The 15,697-nt window shown below is 38.0% G+C and carries 13 protein-coding genes; all 13 read right to left on the bottom strand.

Annotated elements, in window-relative coordinates; all coding sequences use genetic code 11:
* Window positions 1-142: 142 nt before the first annotated feature.
* The 13 genes from AC1DIT_RS08605 to AC1DIT_RS08545 all read right to left on the bottom strand — a co-directional run bounded on the left by AC1DIT_RS08605 (window position 143) and on the right by AC1DIT_RS08545 (window position 15,602).
* Window positions 143-1,042: a polysaccharide deacetylase family protein gene (locus AC1DIT_RS08605; protein WP_016115942.1), complete on the bottom strand. Its 900-nt coding sequence runs from the start codon at window positions 1,040-1,042 to the stop codon at window positions 143-145.
* Window positions 1,043-1,204: 162 nt separating this feature from the next.
* Window positions 1,205-3,358, bottom strand: coding sequence for a polyribonucleotide nucleotidyltransferase (gene pnp, locus AC1DIT_RS08600; RefSeq protein ID WP_016115943.1), 2,154 nt, complete (start codon window positions 3,356-3,358; stop codon window positions 1,205-1,207).
* 160 nt (window positions 3,359-3,518) lie between these two features.
* Entirely contained in the window at window positions 3,519-3,788 is a 270-nt protein-coding gene (rpsO, locus tag AC1DIT_RS08595; protein ID WP_001229392.1) for a 30S ribosomal protein S15, read from the bottom strand.
* A gap of 100 nt (window positions 3,789-3,888) precedes the next feature.
* Entirely contained in the window at window positions 3,889-4,857 is a 969-nt protein-coding gene (gene ribF / locus AC1DIT_RS08590; RefSeq protein WP_016115944.1) for a bifunctional riboflavin kinase/FAD synthetase, read from the bottom strand.
* Window positions 4,858-4,900: 43 nt separating this feature from the next.
* On the bottom strand, window positions 4,901-5,824 hold the full coding sequence (gene truB / locus AC1DIT_RS08585; protein WP_016115945.1) for a tRNA pseudouridine(55) synthase TruB: 924 nt from the start codon (window positions 5,822-5,824) through the stop codon (window positions 4,901-4,903).
* A gap of 236 nt (window positions 5,825-6,060) precedes the next feature.
* Window positions 6,061-6,417, bottom strand: coding sequence for a 30S ribosome-binding factor RbfA (gene rbfA, locus AC1DIT_RS08580; protein ID WP_016115946.1), 357 nt, complete (start codon window positions 6,415-6,417; stop codon window positions 6,061-6,063).
* Window positions 6,418-6,432: 15 nt separating this feature from the next.
* Window positions 6,433-6,714, bottom strand: coding sequence for a DUF503 domain-containing protein (locus AC1DIT_RS08575; protein WP_016115947.1), 282 nt, complete (start codon window positions 6,712-6,714; stop codon window positions 6,433-6,435).
* Window positions 6,711-8,777 carry a translation initiation factor IF-2 gene (infB, locus tag AC1DIT_RS08570; protein ID WP_016115948.1) on the bottom strand — a complete coding sequence of 689 codons (2,067 nt, stop codon included), beginning with the start codon at window positions 8,775-8,777 and terminating at the stop codon, window positions 6,711-6,713. The genes AC1DIT_RS08575 and infB overlap by 4 nt, the downstream gene beginning before the upstream one ends.
* A 4-nt stretch (window positions 8,778-8,781) precedes the next feature.
* Window positions 8,782-9,093 carry a YlxQ family RNA-binding protein gene (locus AC1DIT_RS08565; RefSeq protein ID WP_001286526.1) on the bottom strand — a complete coding sequence of 104 codons (312 nt, stop codon included), beginning with the start codon at window positions 9,091-9,093 and terminating at the stop codon, window positions 8,782-8,784.
* A complete protein-coding gene (gene rnpM / locus AC1DIT_RS08560; RefSeq protein ID WP_000071126.1) occupies window positions 9,094-9,366 on the bottom strand; it encodes an RNase P modulator RnpM in 273 nt (90 codons plus the stop codon).
* Between the two features lie 11 nt (window positions 9,367-9,377).
* Window positions 9,378-10,478, bottom strand: coding sequence for a transcription termination factor NusA (gene nusA / locus AC1DIT_RS08555; protein ID WP_476998139.1), 1,101 nt, complete (start codon window positions 10,476-10,478; stop codon window positions 9,378-9,380).
* A 17-nt stretch (window positions 10,479-10,495) separates the two neighbouring features.
* A complete protein-coding gene (gene rimP / locus AC1DIT_RS08550) occupies window positions 10,496-10,966 on the bottom strand; it encodes a ribosome maturation factor RimP (protein WP_000359094.1) in 471 nt (156 codons plus the stop codon).
* Window positions 10,967-11,300: 334 nt separating this feature from the next.
* Entirely contained in the window at window positions 11,301-15,602 is a 4,302-nt protein-coding gene (locus tag AC1DIT_RS08545; RefSeq protein ID WP_016115950.1) for a PolC-type DNA polymerase III, read from the bottom strand.
* Between the last annotated feature and the right edge of the window lie 95 nt (window positions 15,603-15,697).

Below are 15,697 nucleotides of genomic sequence, written 5' to 3'. Positions count from 1 at the left end.
GGTATATTCTCCATAACGATTCTTACACCATTTTTACAAGTATATTTTTTAATCAAAAACTTTCCTCCTAATGCCAGTTTCTCTAAATAATTGCTATTATTTAATGATAACAAGTTTGAACATGAATGTCATGTAAATGTATTTAATCAATGCGTTTTTCATCTAATAATTCTGTAATATTCCCTACTTTATACCCTTGTTTTTTTAACTGTGAAATCATCGTATCTAACGCCTCAGCTGTTGGAGATGTCGGATGCATTAATACAATTGCACCTGGGTGTACTTTCCGCATCACACGCTGAAGAAGCACTTCAGGATCTGGACGTTTCCAATCAATTGTATCAACTGTCCACATAATAGTCCCCATCTTCAATCCGCCCGCCACTTCTACAACTTCATCGCGGAAACTTCCACTCGGTGGTGCAAACCATCGTACTTTTTGACTTGTAGCTGCCTCAATAATTTGATTTGTTTTTTGTAATTGTTCTTGTATTTGATTTCTAGACAGCGTTTTCATATCCGGATGCGTATAAGAATGATTTCCTACTTCTTGCTTTGCATCTACAATCATTTTTGCAAATCTTAAATTTTCTTTTACCCAGCGTCCTTCTAAAAAGAACGTTGCCTTTACATCATGCTTTTTCAATGTTTCTAATATACGCGGAAGATACTCATTTCCCCACGCCACATTTATCGTTAATCCTACCATTTTTTTATGTGGATGCCCACGATAAATGGGAGAATACGATAAATCTTCTAAATGCGTGCTTGGTGAAACTTCCCGATATACAAGTTGCTTCTCATCAAACCTCCCTATTTTCTTCATGTTATTATATGACGCTTCAATATCAACCTCTTTACCATTATACCCTGGCGTCGCTTTCCAAATCTTATCAATTATCGCATTTTGCGGTGCAATTGAATATTGCTTCGCTTGTTTCTGAATTTCTTCATAAAGATCATCATTTGCTAGCGCTGAATATGAGCATAAACCCATACAAAGAAAGAATATAGATATGAATACAAATATACGAGTTCTCATATAAACCCTCCCATTAACTATACACATAAGAAAAATCCATTTTCTTCTTATCCTTGTTAATTTGAGCGTTATTATGAAAACTATACCTTTTCACTAATAAAAATCTATGCATCGAATGTATTTTTATTTAACAAAAAAAGCCAGGAATCCTGGCTTTTTTACTTACTTCTGTTCTTGTATATTTTCTTGTTCTGAGGCTTCTTCTTTTGCAGCTTCTTTTTCTTGCTCTTCTTTAAGCAATACTTTTCTAGACAAGTTTACACGACCTTGTTTATCAATCTCGATAACTTTTACTGAAATCTCGTCACCGATTTTTACAACGTCTTCTACTTTGCCTACACGTTCAAGTGCAAGTTCAGAAATATGAACAAGACCGTCTTTACCACTAAATAATCCAACGAAAGCACCGAATTTTTCAACGCGTTTTACTTTTCCTAAGTAAATTTCGCCTACTTGTACTTCACGAACAATATCTTCAATGATTTTCTTCGCCTTTTCATTCATCTCTTGATCAATAGAAGAAATGAAGACTGTACCATCTTGTTCAATATCAATTTTCACGCCAGTTTCTTCAATAATTTTGTTAATTTGCTTACCGCTCGGTCCAATAACATCACGGATTTTGTCCGGATTAATTGTCATTGTAATAATTTTCGGAGCGTACGCAGATAACTCTTTACGAGGCTCGGCAATAGCAGATAACATATGATCTAGAATGTGCATGCGGCCAACTTTTGCTTGTTGCAATGCTTCCTCTAAAATTTCACGAGATAAACCAGCAATTTTAATATCCATTTGTAGCGCTGTTACACCTTGAGCTGTACCTGCTACTTTAAAGTCCATATCACCTAAGTGATCTTCCATACCTTGGATATCAGTTAAAATTGTGTAGTGCTCACCTGACTTCACAAGTCCCATTGCAATACCAGCAACTGGTGCTTTAAGCGGAACACCTGCATCCATCATTGCTAACGTACTTCCGCAAATGCTTGCTTGTGAAGTAGAACCATTTGATTCCAATACTTCTGATACAAGACGAACTGTATACGGGAAGTCTTGCTCGGATGGAATAACTGGTTCAAGCGCACGTTCACCTAATGCACCGTGACCGATTTCACGACGACCAGGTCCACGCATTGGTCTTGTTTCTCCAACACTAAAGGACGGGAAGTTATAGTGATGCATAAAACGTTTTGATTCCTCTACACCAAGACCATCTAAAATTTGCACATCGCCTAATGCACCTAACGTACAAATACTAAGCGCTTGTGTTTGTCCACGTGTAAATAAACCAGAACCGTGCGTACGAGATAAAATTCCTACCTCTGATGCTAAAGGACGGATTTCGTCACCTTTACGTCCATCTGGGCGGATTTTTTCAACTGTAATAAGACGACGTACTTCTTCTTTTACAATTTTATATAAAATCTCATTTACTTGTCCTAATGTTTCTCCATCAGCTTCATTTGCTTCATAGTGCTCAATCACACGCTTTTTCACTTCGTTAATTGCATCTTCACGTGCATGTTTTTCATATACTTGAATCGCAGCATGCATATCTTTCTCTGCCATTTCGCGTACATTTTGATTGATTGCAGCATCTACTTCATATAATTTCACTTCTGTTTTTTCTTTACCAACTGCTTGTACAATCTCTTCTTGGAAAGCAACTAGACGTTTAATCTCATCATGACCGAACATAATCGCTTCTAACATTATTTCTTCAGGTACTTGATCAGCCCCTGCTTCTACCATGTTAATTGCATCTTTTGTTCCAGCTACAACAAGGTGAATATCACTTTGTTCTTGTTGTGCTACTGTTGGATTAATAACAAATTTCCCGTCAATACGACCAACTGTCGCGCCAGCAATCGGACCTTCAAATGGCACATCTGAAATCGATAATGCTAATGAAGAACCAAGCATAGCTGCCATCTCAGAAGAACAATCTTGGTCAACACTCATAACGATGCTGACAACTTGCACTTCATTACGGAAGCCATCTGCGAAAAGTGGACGAATTGGTCGGTCAATTAAGCGACTTGCTAAAATTGCTTTTTCACTTGGACGACCTTCACGTTTAATAAAACCGCCTGGGATTTTTCCGACCGCATATAAACGCTCTTCATAGTTTACTGTAAGCGGGAAGAAATCTACATTTTTTGGCTCCTTTGATGCAGTTGCTGTAGATAGAACTGCTGTGTCGCCATATCTTACTAATACTGCCCCGTTTGCTTGTTTTGCAAGCTGGCCTGTTTCAATTGTTAGCTGACGACCAGCTAAATCTATCGAGAAGACTTGCTTTTCTTGACTCATTTAAGTACCCCTCTCAATTTTAAATATTCAATTCTTCTATGTAAATGGATAATATATCACAATATTCTTCCTCTAGTATTACCGAAATTTAAGTAAGCTATTAAGAGTAGAAGATATATTTTTACCTAACAAAAAAGCGGGAATATTCCCGCTTCTTTGACTATCGACGTAAGCCAAGCTTTGTGATTAATTCACGGTAACGCGTGATATCGCTATTACGAAGGTAAGTAAGTAAGTTACGACGTTTACCAACCATCTTTAATAGACCACGACGTGAATGATGATCTTTCTTGTGAGTACGTAAGTGCTCGTTTAGAGTGTTAATTTGCTCCGTTAGGACAGCAATTTGAACCTCTGGAGAACCAGTATCAGTCTCATGAGTTCTAAATTGTGCAATGATTTCATTTTTACGCTCTTGTGTTAAAGCCATCCTATTTCACCTCCTAATTATTAAACCCCCAATTACCTAGCAAGCGTCGGTGAGTCGCAATGCCAAGCAATGGTTGTCATAAAGTACATAACATAGAATACTACTTTTCATTTGAAAAAGCAAGTATATTCTTTGCAGTGCTAAAATATTCTTGCGCCGTCTGTTTATCTTTCGCGATCTGCGCAACTAACTCATCGATACCATTAAACTTTTTCTCTTCCCGAATACGCACACGCCACTCCACAACAACAGACTGGTCATATATATCTTGATGGAAATTAAGTAGATGTACTTCAATAGAAAGCTGGCGCTCTTCTTTAAATGTTGGCCTATAGCCGATGTTACATACGCCATCATGCCACTCATCATTTACTTTCATTCTCACCGCATATACACCAACAGGTGGCAGAAGATATTCATCCTTTAAAGCAACATTTGCTGTTGGAAAACCAATTTGACGTCCGCGTTTATCTCCGTGAACGACAGTTCCTTCCACAGTATAGGACCTGCCTAAAATAGACGGAATTTTTTCCATTTCCCCATTACGAATCAACTTTCGTAATGATGTGGAACTTACTTTTTCTTCTTGAAATTCTACTTTTTCAATCACGGTCTGTGTAAACTCCCCCCTTGCATGAAATGGTAAAGTCTCCATCGTCCCTTTTCCTAAACGTCCATATGAATAATCAAAGCCTGCTACTACATGCTTTACATTTAGCCCAATAATATATTCATCTACAAACTGTTGTGGTAACAATCCAGCAAATGATTCATCGAATTTCACCACATATAACATATCAATCCCTAGGCTTGCAATTACTTTTTCTTTAATACGTAGCGGTGTAATATACTCCACATGCGCTTCCTTTTTCCCTAAGACAACAGATGGATGTGGATGAAACGTTATGACAGCACTTTTACATCCTCTTTCATCCGCTATTTTTTTTGCTGTGCGAATCACACGTTGATGCCCTAAATGAATGCCATCAAAAAATCCTAATGCCATTACAGTAGGTGGTAATTCTATTTTATTTTGTTCATGTGGATGAGTTAAATGAATGAGTTTCACGCTTGAATTCACCTTTTTCTGTAATAATCCTTCCAATAATTCATTATAGCTTTAGTTCCTGATTATTCACAAGTACTTTCATTGGCTTTAACATTCCAGGGTGCTTTGGATGATGTTCATAAATTGCTAAGCAACGTTCATTTGTATCAAATACTGTAATAAATGGCGCTGTCACTTGCAACTCATTCTTTAAAAACATGCCATTTTTTATTTTTTCTGCTTGCTCATCATCTACAACCATTTTTGGAAACTTACTTAATGCTTCATCAATGGAAATAAAAATAGAATCCACTGTTCCATTTTGCACCGTTTGTTCAATTTCTTCAAATGATATGCAATCTTCTAAGTTAAATTCTCCTGATGCTGTTCGCACAAGATGTGACATATGTGCCGGGAAACCAAGCTTTTCACCAACCATAACAGCTAACGTTCTCACATATGTTCCTTTACTGCACGTAACGCGGAAACGGAATGAAACCGCCTTTCCTTCAAACACTTCCCGGTCATCAAGTAGCGCAAATTCATGAATTGCAATCGTACGTACTGGACGTTCTACTTCTTTTCCAGCTCTGGCATATTCATATAGTTTCTTTCCGTTTACTTTTACAGCTGAGTACATCGGCGGCACTTGTTCAATTGTCCCCGTTAGTTCCGCTAATACAGATTCCACCTCTTGGCGTGTAATAATACGATTTACATCTTGTTTTTCCACAACTTCACCTGAAGCATCTTCTGTCGTTGTTGAGAAACCAAGGGTAACTTCACCTTCATACGTTTTTGTTTCACTTGTTAAAAACTGCGCAATCTTTGTAGCACGCCCTACACAAATTGGTAATACACCTGTCACATCTGGGTCTAATGTACCTGTATGACCTATACGTTTTTCTCTTAATATCTTTCTTAACTTAAATACGCAATCATGTGACGTCATGCCTTTTGGTTTATGTAGTAATAATACACCTTCCATATGTTCACCTCATCGTTATACTGTTGTAGAGAATGTTCAAAAAATCCGGTAAAGATAGCTATCGCATTTCTTTGTTACGTCGCCAGTCCGGTACTCATGTAGGTCAATCTCCACGCCGCACTTTCCTGGCTTCCGCGCCTCGAACTGCTCGGCTCTCTTTATCCTCCTTTTTGAACACGCACTTGTATGCAAAACTTACTTTCCATTGAAAAAATGGATAGACAAATGTCTATCCATTATTCTTCACGTTTACCGTCTTTATTAATTTCATGTAAAAGCGTGTCAATTCGATGTCCATAAGCGATAGACTCATCGAATTCAAAGGTAATTTCAGGTGTTTTACGAAGGCGAATACGCTGCCCAATTTCAGCACGAATAAAGCCTTTTGCCTTCGCTAAGCCTTTTAATGTATTTTCTTTCTGTTGTTCGTCTCCTAAAACAGAAATATATACTTTGGCAATCTGTAAATCCCCACTTACTTGCACATCTGTTACTGTAACAAATCCAATACGTGGGTCTTTAATTTTACGACTGATGATGTCGCCTAATTCTTTCTTCATTTGCTCGCCCACACGGTTCGCACGTAATTTCATAACTTTTCACCTCATTCAATACCATTCCAATTGTGTTATCGTACGTTCAATTTCAGGAAATGAATCAATGTAYGCAAGTACACGATTCATTTCTTTTTCACAGACAACACGATTTGAGGATACGGAAACAATCGCAATTTCTGTACGTTGCCATACATCTTGGTGTCCTACTTCTGAAACAGCCACATTATAGCGTTGCTTCACACGAGTTAACACACGTTGTAAAATTGCACGTTTCTGTTTTAAAGAATGCACATCGTAAATCATACACTCGAATGAGAGTGAAGCGATGATCATCGCTTCACTTCTTCCATAACGTACGCTTCAATGATGTCCCCTTCTTTAAGATCATTATATCTCTCAATTGTAATACCACACTCATAGTTTTGCGCAACTTCTTTTACGTCATCTTTGAAACGTTTTAACGTATCAAGTTGCCCTTCAAAAATTACTACGCCATCACGGATAATACGCACGCCGCTATCACGTGTAATCTTACCATCTATTACGTAACAACCTGCAATCGTTCCAACTTTTGTTACTTTGAACGTTTGACGAACTTCTGCTTGACCAATTACTTTTTCCTCGAATTCTGGATCAAGCATACCTTGCATCGCTGCTTCGATTTCTTCGATTACTTTATAAATAATACGGTGTAAACGAATATCAACATTTTCTAATTCAGCTGTACGCTTCGCATTCACGTCTGGACGTACGTTAAATCCAATTACAATTGCATTAGATGCAGAAGCTAAAATGATATCAGACTCTGTAATCGCACCTACGCCTGTATGGATAATTTTCACTTTTACGCCTTCAACATCAATTTTGCGAAGTGATGCTGCCATTGCTTCTACAGAACCTTGTACGTCTGCTTTCACAATTAAGTTGATTTCTTTTACATCGCCTTCTTGAATTTGTTGGAATAAATCTTCAAGGCTTAATTTAGATTTCTCACCACGTTGTGCAACTAATGCTTCTTGTGCACGTGATTCACCAATTTGACGTGCTTTCTTCTCATCAGCAAACGCCATGAAGCGATCCCCTGCTTGTGGTACTTCATTTAAACCTGTAATTTCAACAGGAGTTGATGGACCAGCAACTTTAACGCGACGACCAATATCACTTACCATTGCACGAACACGTCCGAATGATGTTCCAACAACGATTGGATCTCCAACTCGAAGCGTACCGTTTTGCACAAGTAATGTCGCGATTGTTCCTTTACCTTTATCAAGCTGTGCTTCAATTACAGTACCAGTTGCATAGCGATTTGGATTTGCTTTATATTCTTCTACTTCACTTACAAGAAGAATCATTTCTAGCAAGTTGTCAATTCCTTCGCCTTGAATTGCTGAAATTGGTACAAAAATTGTATCTCCGCCCCAAGCTTCTGGAACTAGTTCATATTCTGTTAACTCTTGCATTACGCGATCTGGATTTGCTGCTGGTTTATCCATTTTATTCACAGCAACAATAATTGGTACTCCTGCTGCTTTCGCATGGTTAATTGCTTCAACTGTTTGTGGCATAACACCGTCATCAGCTGCAACAACAAGAATTGTAATATCTGTTACTTGCGCACCACGTGCACGCATCGTTGTAAATGCTGCGTGACCAGGTGTATCTAAGAATGTAATCTTCTTATCATTTACATCAACTTGGTATGCACCGATATGTTGAGTAATTCCACCAGCTTCGCCAGCAGTTACTTTTGAATTACGAATAGAGTCAAGTAATGTTGTTTTACCATGGTCAACATGCCCCATAATTGTAACAACAGCTGGACGCTCTTTTAAGTTTTCTTCATCATCTTGTTCATCCATGAATGTTTCAAACTCAGTTTCGCTTACAATTACTTCTTCTTCTACTTCAATGCCGTAATCAGTAGCAATTAACTCAATTGTATCTTTATCTAAATCTTGGTTAATTGTTGCCATAATTCCTAGCATAAAGAGCTTCTTAATAATTTCAGATGGCTCTTTGCTTAATTTTTTAGCAAGGTCACCTACTGTAAGGCTTCCAGAGAAAGTAATTTTATCTGGTGTTTCTACAATTTGTGTTTGCTGTCTTCCAGCAAAGTTCTCTTGACGTTTGTCTTCAGTCCCTTTGCCTTTTTTCTTCTTCTTATTGCTGTTCTTTTTACTGCGAACAACTTTCTCTTCTACTTCAAAATCATCTGCAACAGAAGGCTTTTCTGCTCCATTATTGTACTGATTATCTAATTTGTTTACTACTTCATCGTCTAACATTGTCATATGATTCGAAACCTCAATATTCATTTCTTTTAGTTTTGTAATAATATCTTTACTTGAAATATTGTACTTCTTTGCATATTCGTGTACTCGAATTTTACTCATACCTTCACCCCCGGTAAGTTGTATCGAGCATGCTACGCAGCTTTTTCGCAAAGCCCTCATCTAACACAGCTACAACGACTCGCTCGTCTCTCCCAATCGCATGCCCTAATTGTTGTCGATTTTCGACTTTTCTCATTGGTATATTGTAGTACGTGGTTTTATCAGTGATACGTTTTGTAGTGTTCGCTGACGCATCTTCAGAAAGCAATACAAGCTTTGCTTTGCCACTTCGTACTTCTTTTAAAACGAGTTCTTCACCCGAAATGAGTTTCCGAGCGCGGTTTGCTAGTCCTAAAAATGATTTCCAATCGGACACTTATTTCGACTCCTTTTCAACAAGCTCAAGAAGCTCTTCGTAAAGGGAACTGTCGATTTTCGCTTTTAGATGATGTTCCAAAATATTTTTCTTTTGCGCTTGGATAATGCATTCCTTGTCTTTTGACAAATATGCACCGCGTCCTGATTTTTTTCCAGTTACATCAATAGACACTTCGCCCTCTTTGGAACGAACAATGCGAACGAGCTCTCGTTTTGACTTCATTTCTTGCGTTGCAATACATTTTCGTAACGGAACTTTTCGATTGCTCACAATCATCACCTCTATTCGATTTCGTCTTCGACTGAATCGAATGCGATCATGTTGTCTTCTTCTGTTACAATACCAAGTTGCTTCGCATCAGACTCGCTCTTAATATCAATTTTCCAACCTGTTAATTTAGCTGCAAGACGTGCATTTTGTCCACGCTTACCAATTGCTAATGAAARCTGGTGGTCTGGAACAACAACAGTTGTTGCTTTTTCATCCTCATCCACAAGTACTTTTACAACTTGTGATGGGCTTAAAGCATTAGCCACATATTCAACTGGATCATTTGACCAGCGAACGATATCAATCTTTTCACCTTTTAATTCATCTACGATACGTTGTACACGTTGTCCTTTTGGTCCTACACAAGAACCTACTGGATCAACATCAGTATTCTCTGCATATACAGAAATCTTAGAACGATCGCCTGCTTCACGTGCTACAGAACGAATTTCTACAGTTCCATCATAAATTTCTGGCACTTCAATTTCGAATAAACGTTTTAAAAGGCCAGGATGTGTACGTGATACGTAAATTTGTGGTCCTTTTGTTGTTTTTTCTACTTTTGTAATAAATACGCGAATACGATCATGTGGTTTATATTGTTCATTCGGCATTTGCTCACTTACAGGTAGTAAAGCTTCTACTTTCCCTAAGCTTACATAGATGAAACGAGCATCTTGACGTTGCACAATACCAACCATGATGTCTTCTTCACGATCACTAAATTCTGAATAAATAACACCACGTTCTGCTTCACGCACACGCTGGGTTACAACTTGTTTTGCAGTTTGCGCTGCAATACGACCAAAATCTTTTGGCGTTACTTCAATTTCTAGTACATCGCCATCTTGGTAGTTCGGATTGATTTGTCTTGCTTCCTCTACAGAAATCTCAAGACGTGGATCAAACACACTATCTACAACGTCTTTACGTGCTAAAACTTGAATTGTTCCCACTTCTGGGTTAAAGCTCACACGAACGTTTTGTGCTTGGTTAAAATTGCGTTTATAAGCAGAGATTAAAGCTGCCTCAATTGCATCAATAATAATATCTTTGCTAATACCTTTTTCTGATTCTAATACGAGCAAAGCATCTAACAACTCAGTGCTCATGAAGATCCCCCTTCTTACTAAAACGTAACAGCAAGTCGCGCATTTGCAACTTTATCCATTGGAATTTGGATTTCTTTTTTACGTGTTTTAATAGTTAATAGTAATGTAATTGTTGTACCATCGTAGGAAAGTAGCTTTCCTTCAAACATCTTTTCACCATCAATCGGCTCATATGTTTTAATTGCCACTTGCTTTCCTACCGCTTGCTGGAAGTCTTTCTCTTTCTTTAATGGGCGTTCCGCTCCAGGAGATGATACATCCAAAAAGTAAAGATGAGGAATTGGATCCTCTTTATCTAAAGCTTCGCTTAAACGTTCACTTACCGCACCGCATTCTTCAATGTCGACGCCTTTTTCAGAATCGATGAATACGCGTAGGAACCAGTCTTTTCCTTCTTTCACATATTCTACATCTACAAGTTCAAGATTTAACTCTTCAACAATCGGCTGCGCAAATGCTTCTACAACTTCTGTGACTTTCTTATCCATAAACAGCCTCCTTCCTGCCGCCATGTACCATCTGAAAGAAAAGAACTCCGCCCATAAAAACGGTCTTTCTTATTCTTTCTCGTTAGCTAACAAAAGCCCCTGCCGTTAAGCAGGGAATATCTGTCTTAGTATTACCAAATTTAAGAAGTAAAACTTGTAACAAAATATGTATATACGACAGAAATGCCTCACCTACCTACGTAGATAAAACATAGATAGTAACAAGAAAGAGTGGGTTTCCCCACTCTCTTTTTTGCAAAATATACATGACATGGTTATCTCGGTTAATAGTATACCATAGCAAATGCTGATTTGCAAAGATTTTTCCTACCTACTAGAACAGTGACAATTGGTTTTGATCTGGCAAATCACCTAGGCAACCTTGACTATCTAAATACTCAATAATCGTTTTAGAAACCTTACTACGTTGTTGTAAATCTTCTTTTGATAAGAAATCTCCATTTTTACGAGCTTCTACAATACTAAAAGCTGCGTTTGTACCCAGGCCAGGCACTGCATTGAATGGAGGAATTAACGAATCTCCATCAATAATAAAGTCTGTTGCATGCGAACGGTATAAATCAACTTTTTGGAATGAGTAGCCACGCTCACACATTTCAAGTGTCATTTCTAATACCGTTAATAAACTCTTCTCTTTCGGCGCTGCATCCAATCCTTTTTGTGCAATTTCATCAATTCTTACCCGTATGGATGCTGAACCTTTTGCCATTGCCTCTACATCAAAGTCATCTGCACGTACCGTAAAGTATGCTGCATAGAATAAGAGCGCGAAATGTACTTTGAAATATGCAATACGCACCGCCATAAGTACATAAGCAGCTGCATGGGCTTTAGGGAACATGTACTTAATCTTCTTACAAGATTCAATATACCATCCAGGCACATTATTATTGCGCATTTCTTCTTCCCATTCTTCCGGAACACCTTTACCTTTACGTACCGACTCCATAATTTTAAACGCTAGTGATGGATCTAATCCTTGATATATTAAATATACCATGATGTCATCACGACAACCGATAACTTCACTTAGCGTACATGTACCGTTATAAATTAACTCATTCGCATTACCAAGCCATACGTCTGTACCGTGAGACAGTCCAGAAATTTGGACAAGTTCTGAGAATGTTGTCGGTTTTGTTTCTTCTAACATCTGCCTTACGAATTTTGTACCGAACTCTGGTATACCAAGTGTACCGGTTTTACAGTTAATTTGTTCTTCTGTTACACCTAAAGATTCTGGACCAGAGAAGATTTTCATAACTTCCGGATCATCTGTTGGTATGGTTTTCGGATCTACACCACTTAAATCTTGAAGCATACGAATTACGGTCGGATCATCGTGCCCCAGTATATCAAGTTTCAATAAATTATCATGAATCGAATGGAAGTCAAAGTGTGTTGTTCTCCACTCCGCTCCTATTGAATCGGCTGGGAATTGAATTGGTGAAAAGTCAAAAATGTCCATGTAATCCGGTACAACGATAATACCACCTGGATGCTGTCCAGTTGTACGTTTTACACCAGTACAACCAGCAACAAGACGATCAATCTCTGCATTTCGAATTGTTAAGTTATGATCATTTGCATAACCTTTTACATACCCGTATGCTGTTTTTTCAGCAACCGTACCAATTGTTCCAGCACGATATACGTAATCTTCCCCAAACAATACTTTCGTATAGTTATGGGCACGAGGTTGGTATTCTCCGGAGAAATTCAAATCGATATCGGGTACCTTATCTCCTTTAAAGCCAAGGAACGTTTCGAACGGAATATCATGTCCATCTTTTACATATGGAACATTACACGTTGGACATTCTTTATCGGGTAGGTCAAAACCAGAACCTACAGAACCGTCATTAAAGAATTCTGATTGCTTACAATTTGGACATACATAGTGTGGTGGTAATGGATTTACTTCGGTAATTTCCATCATCGTCGCAACGAATGATGACCCTACCGATCCACGTGAACCTACAAGGTAGCCGTCAACAAGTGATTTTTTTACAAGCTTATGTGAAATTAAATAAATAACGGCAAATCCATGTCCAATAATACTTTTTAATTCTTTTTCAAGACGAGCTTCTACAATTTCTGGGAGCTCGTCACCATAAATGCTACGGGCCATTCTATAACTCATATCACGTGTTTCATCATCAGCGCCTTCAATTTTCGGTGTGTATAAATCATCTTTTACTGGATGAACATCACCAATTAACGCTGCAATTTTTTGTGTATTTGTCACAACAATTTCTTTCGCTTTCTCTTCACCTAAGAATGAGAAACACTCTAACATTTCATCAGTTGTACGGAAATGTACAGGCGGTAGTGAATGGCGATTTAATGGGTTTGCTCCGCCCTGCGAACTCACTAAAATTTTACGATACATTGCATCTTCAGTATCTAAATAATGCACGTTCCCTGTAGCAACAACTGGTTTATCTAACGTTTCACCTAGTTTTACTAAGTTTGAAATAATTGTTTTTAACTGTCCTTCATCTCGAACGAGTTCACGTTCTACTAAATGACGTAACACCTCTGGAGGCATAACTTCAATATAATCATAGAACTGTGCAATTTCTTCTACTTCTTCTGGTGCCTTTTGCATCATTGCTTCAAATACTTCACCTTTATCACAAGCGGTACCAACTAATATACCTTCGCGATATTTTTTTAACAACGAACGCGGTACACGTGGTACACGGTAAAAGTAATTCAAATGGGAATACGAAACAAGTTTATATAAATTTTTCAATCCAACATCCGATGTTGCAAGCAGTGTCATATGACTTGGACGTCCACGTTTATACGCATCCCCTTGCCCCATGCTGTCATTTAATTGATCGTGATATTCAAAACCTTTTTCAATCACATCTTTTAACATTTTCACAAGTAAATAACCTGTTGCTTCCGTATCATAAATTGCACGGTGATGTTGCGTTAATTCAATATCAAGCTTTTTACACATCGTATTTAAACGATGATTCTTCATCTCTGGGAATAAAAATCTAGCTAACTCCAATGTATCAATAACTGGATTTTTCGGCTTGTCTAAGCCACATTTCTTAAACCCAACATTTAAGAATCCCATATCAAAACTTGCGTTATGGGCAACAAGTGTATGGTCACCCATCCATGATTCAAACTTTTTAAATACTTCTCCTACTTCTGGTGCATTAGTCAACATATCATCTGTTATACCTGTTAATTCAATGATTGTTGCTGATAATGGTTGATGCGGATTTGCAAAAGATTCAAAGCGATCGATAATTTCGCCGCCTTTCACTTTTACAGCGGCTAATTCAATAACCGTATCATATACAGCTGATAACCCTGTCGTTTCAACGTCGAAAACAACGTATGTTTCATCTGCAAGTAGTCGATGAGCCTCATTATAAGCAATAGGAACACCGTCATTTACTAAATTGGCTTCTACACCATAAATGACTTTTACACCGGCCTTTTTACCAGCGGAATACGCTTCTGGGAAAGACTGTGCAACAGCATGGTCTGTAACAGCGATAGCCTCATGTCCCCATTTTCCAGCTTGAGCAACAAGCTTAGATACTGATGTAACAGCATCCATTTGACTCATTGGCGTATGCAAATGAAGCTCTACCCGTTTTTCTCCTTCAGGTGCTTTATCTTTACGAGAAGGCCCTGTTATTTCGTTAATATCGTTCGCAATCATTACTAAGTCACGAACAAACGTATCGTTTTGGACCGAACCTCGCGCTTTTACCCACATTCCTTTTTTTAAGGATTGCAGCATCGGAATATCTTCTTTATCACGTGAGAACATCTTAATCATAATAGAATCCGTATAATCCGTTATTTTTAACGTTAATAACGTACGTCCACTACGCAGCTCTTTTGTTTCCACATTGAAGACATAACCTTGAACAGTTTTTCTTCTTTCTTCATCTTGAATTTCGCGTAGCGGTGTAATCTCTTCATCAGGCTTAATAAGGTAACCGAGTACAATCGGCCCTTCATGTACAACATCACTTTCTTCAGCTTGCTTCTTGGCCATTTCTTCCATAGCTTGTATAACACGCTGACGATCTTCTTGCTGTGTTTGTTCACGAAATTTTTGAACTTCCTCTTCGTTTTGCTTTATATTTGTTTCAAGCTGAAAACGTGGAAATCCGAAAACTTCATATTGATCCCCTACCGATTTCGCAAGATTTTTCTTTAGCGCAGTAGATTCTAACTCATTATTCACATCAAGTAACAACTTCACTCCGTTTACATGCGGAAGTTGCTTTTTTAAATACGCAAACATAGGTGAAAAAGTAATTCGATCTGTACAAAGTGGCCAATATGCTTTGACCTCTTCTTCTGTAAATTGTTTATTCTCTGTTTCTAGTGCAAATGACGTTTTTGCAATATGTGAAAATGACTGCTTGAGCTGTGTTTCAAACAGTTCATATAATTCTGTTGGCAAAATACGTGGCACTTGCAAGTCAAAATGCCAGCTTTTATTTGCTTTATCGACAACTAACTTTTGTATACCTCCACCTTGTAAGTATTGATTTATAAGGTCTTCAGGTATCTGCAACTGCTGGAGCAAAATTTGAAATCGCTCTTGTTGTTCATTTGTTAACGACATAAGCAACCTCCTTCCCTTTGCTATTATAAATTGAAACTTTCGGCAAGGAAAGATTTCTTCCTTTTAACTGATTATTTTTTTACTTTACATAGAAA

The organism is Bacillus sp. 05T22, from assembly GCF_056396765.1.
Note: the sequence above shows the minus strand (reverse complement) of the source record. Positions and strands in the feature narration are given on the sequence as shown.

Bases quoted from the DNA above. Each gene is read 5' to 3' on its own strand.
- AC1DIT_RS08605 (WP_016115942.1), bottom strand. From the start codon at position 1,042: ATGAGAACTCGTATATTTGTATTCATATCTATATTCTTTCTTTGTATG.
- pnp (WP_016115943.1), bottom strand. From the start codon at position 3,358: ATGAGTCAAGAAAAGCAAGTCTTCTCGATAGATTTAGCTGGTCGTCAG.
- rpsO (WP_001229392.1), bottom strand. From the start codon at position 3,788: ATGGCTTTAACACAAGAGCGTAAAAATGAAATCATTGCACAATTTAGA.
- truB (WP_016115945.1), bottom strand. From the start codon at position 5,824: ATGGAAGGTGTATTATTACTACATAAACCAAAAGGCATGACGTCACAT.
- rbfA (WP_016115946.1), bottom strand. From the start codon at position 6,417: ATGAAATTACGTGCGAACCGTGTGGGCGAGCAAATGAAGAAAGAATTA.
- infB (WP_016115948.1), bottom strand. From the start codon at position 8,777: ATGAGTAAAATTCGAGTACACGAATATGCAAAGAAGTACAATATTTCA.
- rimP (WP_000359094.1), bottom strand. From the start codon at position 10,966: ATGGATAAGAAAGTCACAGAAGTTGTAGAAGCATTTGCGCAGCCGATT.
- AC1DIT_RS08545 (WP_016115950.1), bottom strand. From the start codon at position 15,602: ATGTCGTTAACAAATGAACAACAAGAGCGATTTCAAATTTTGCTCCAG.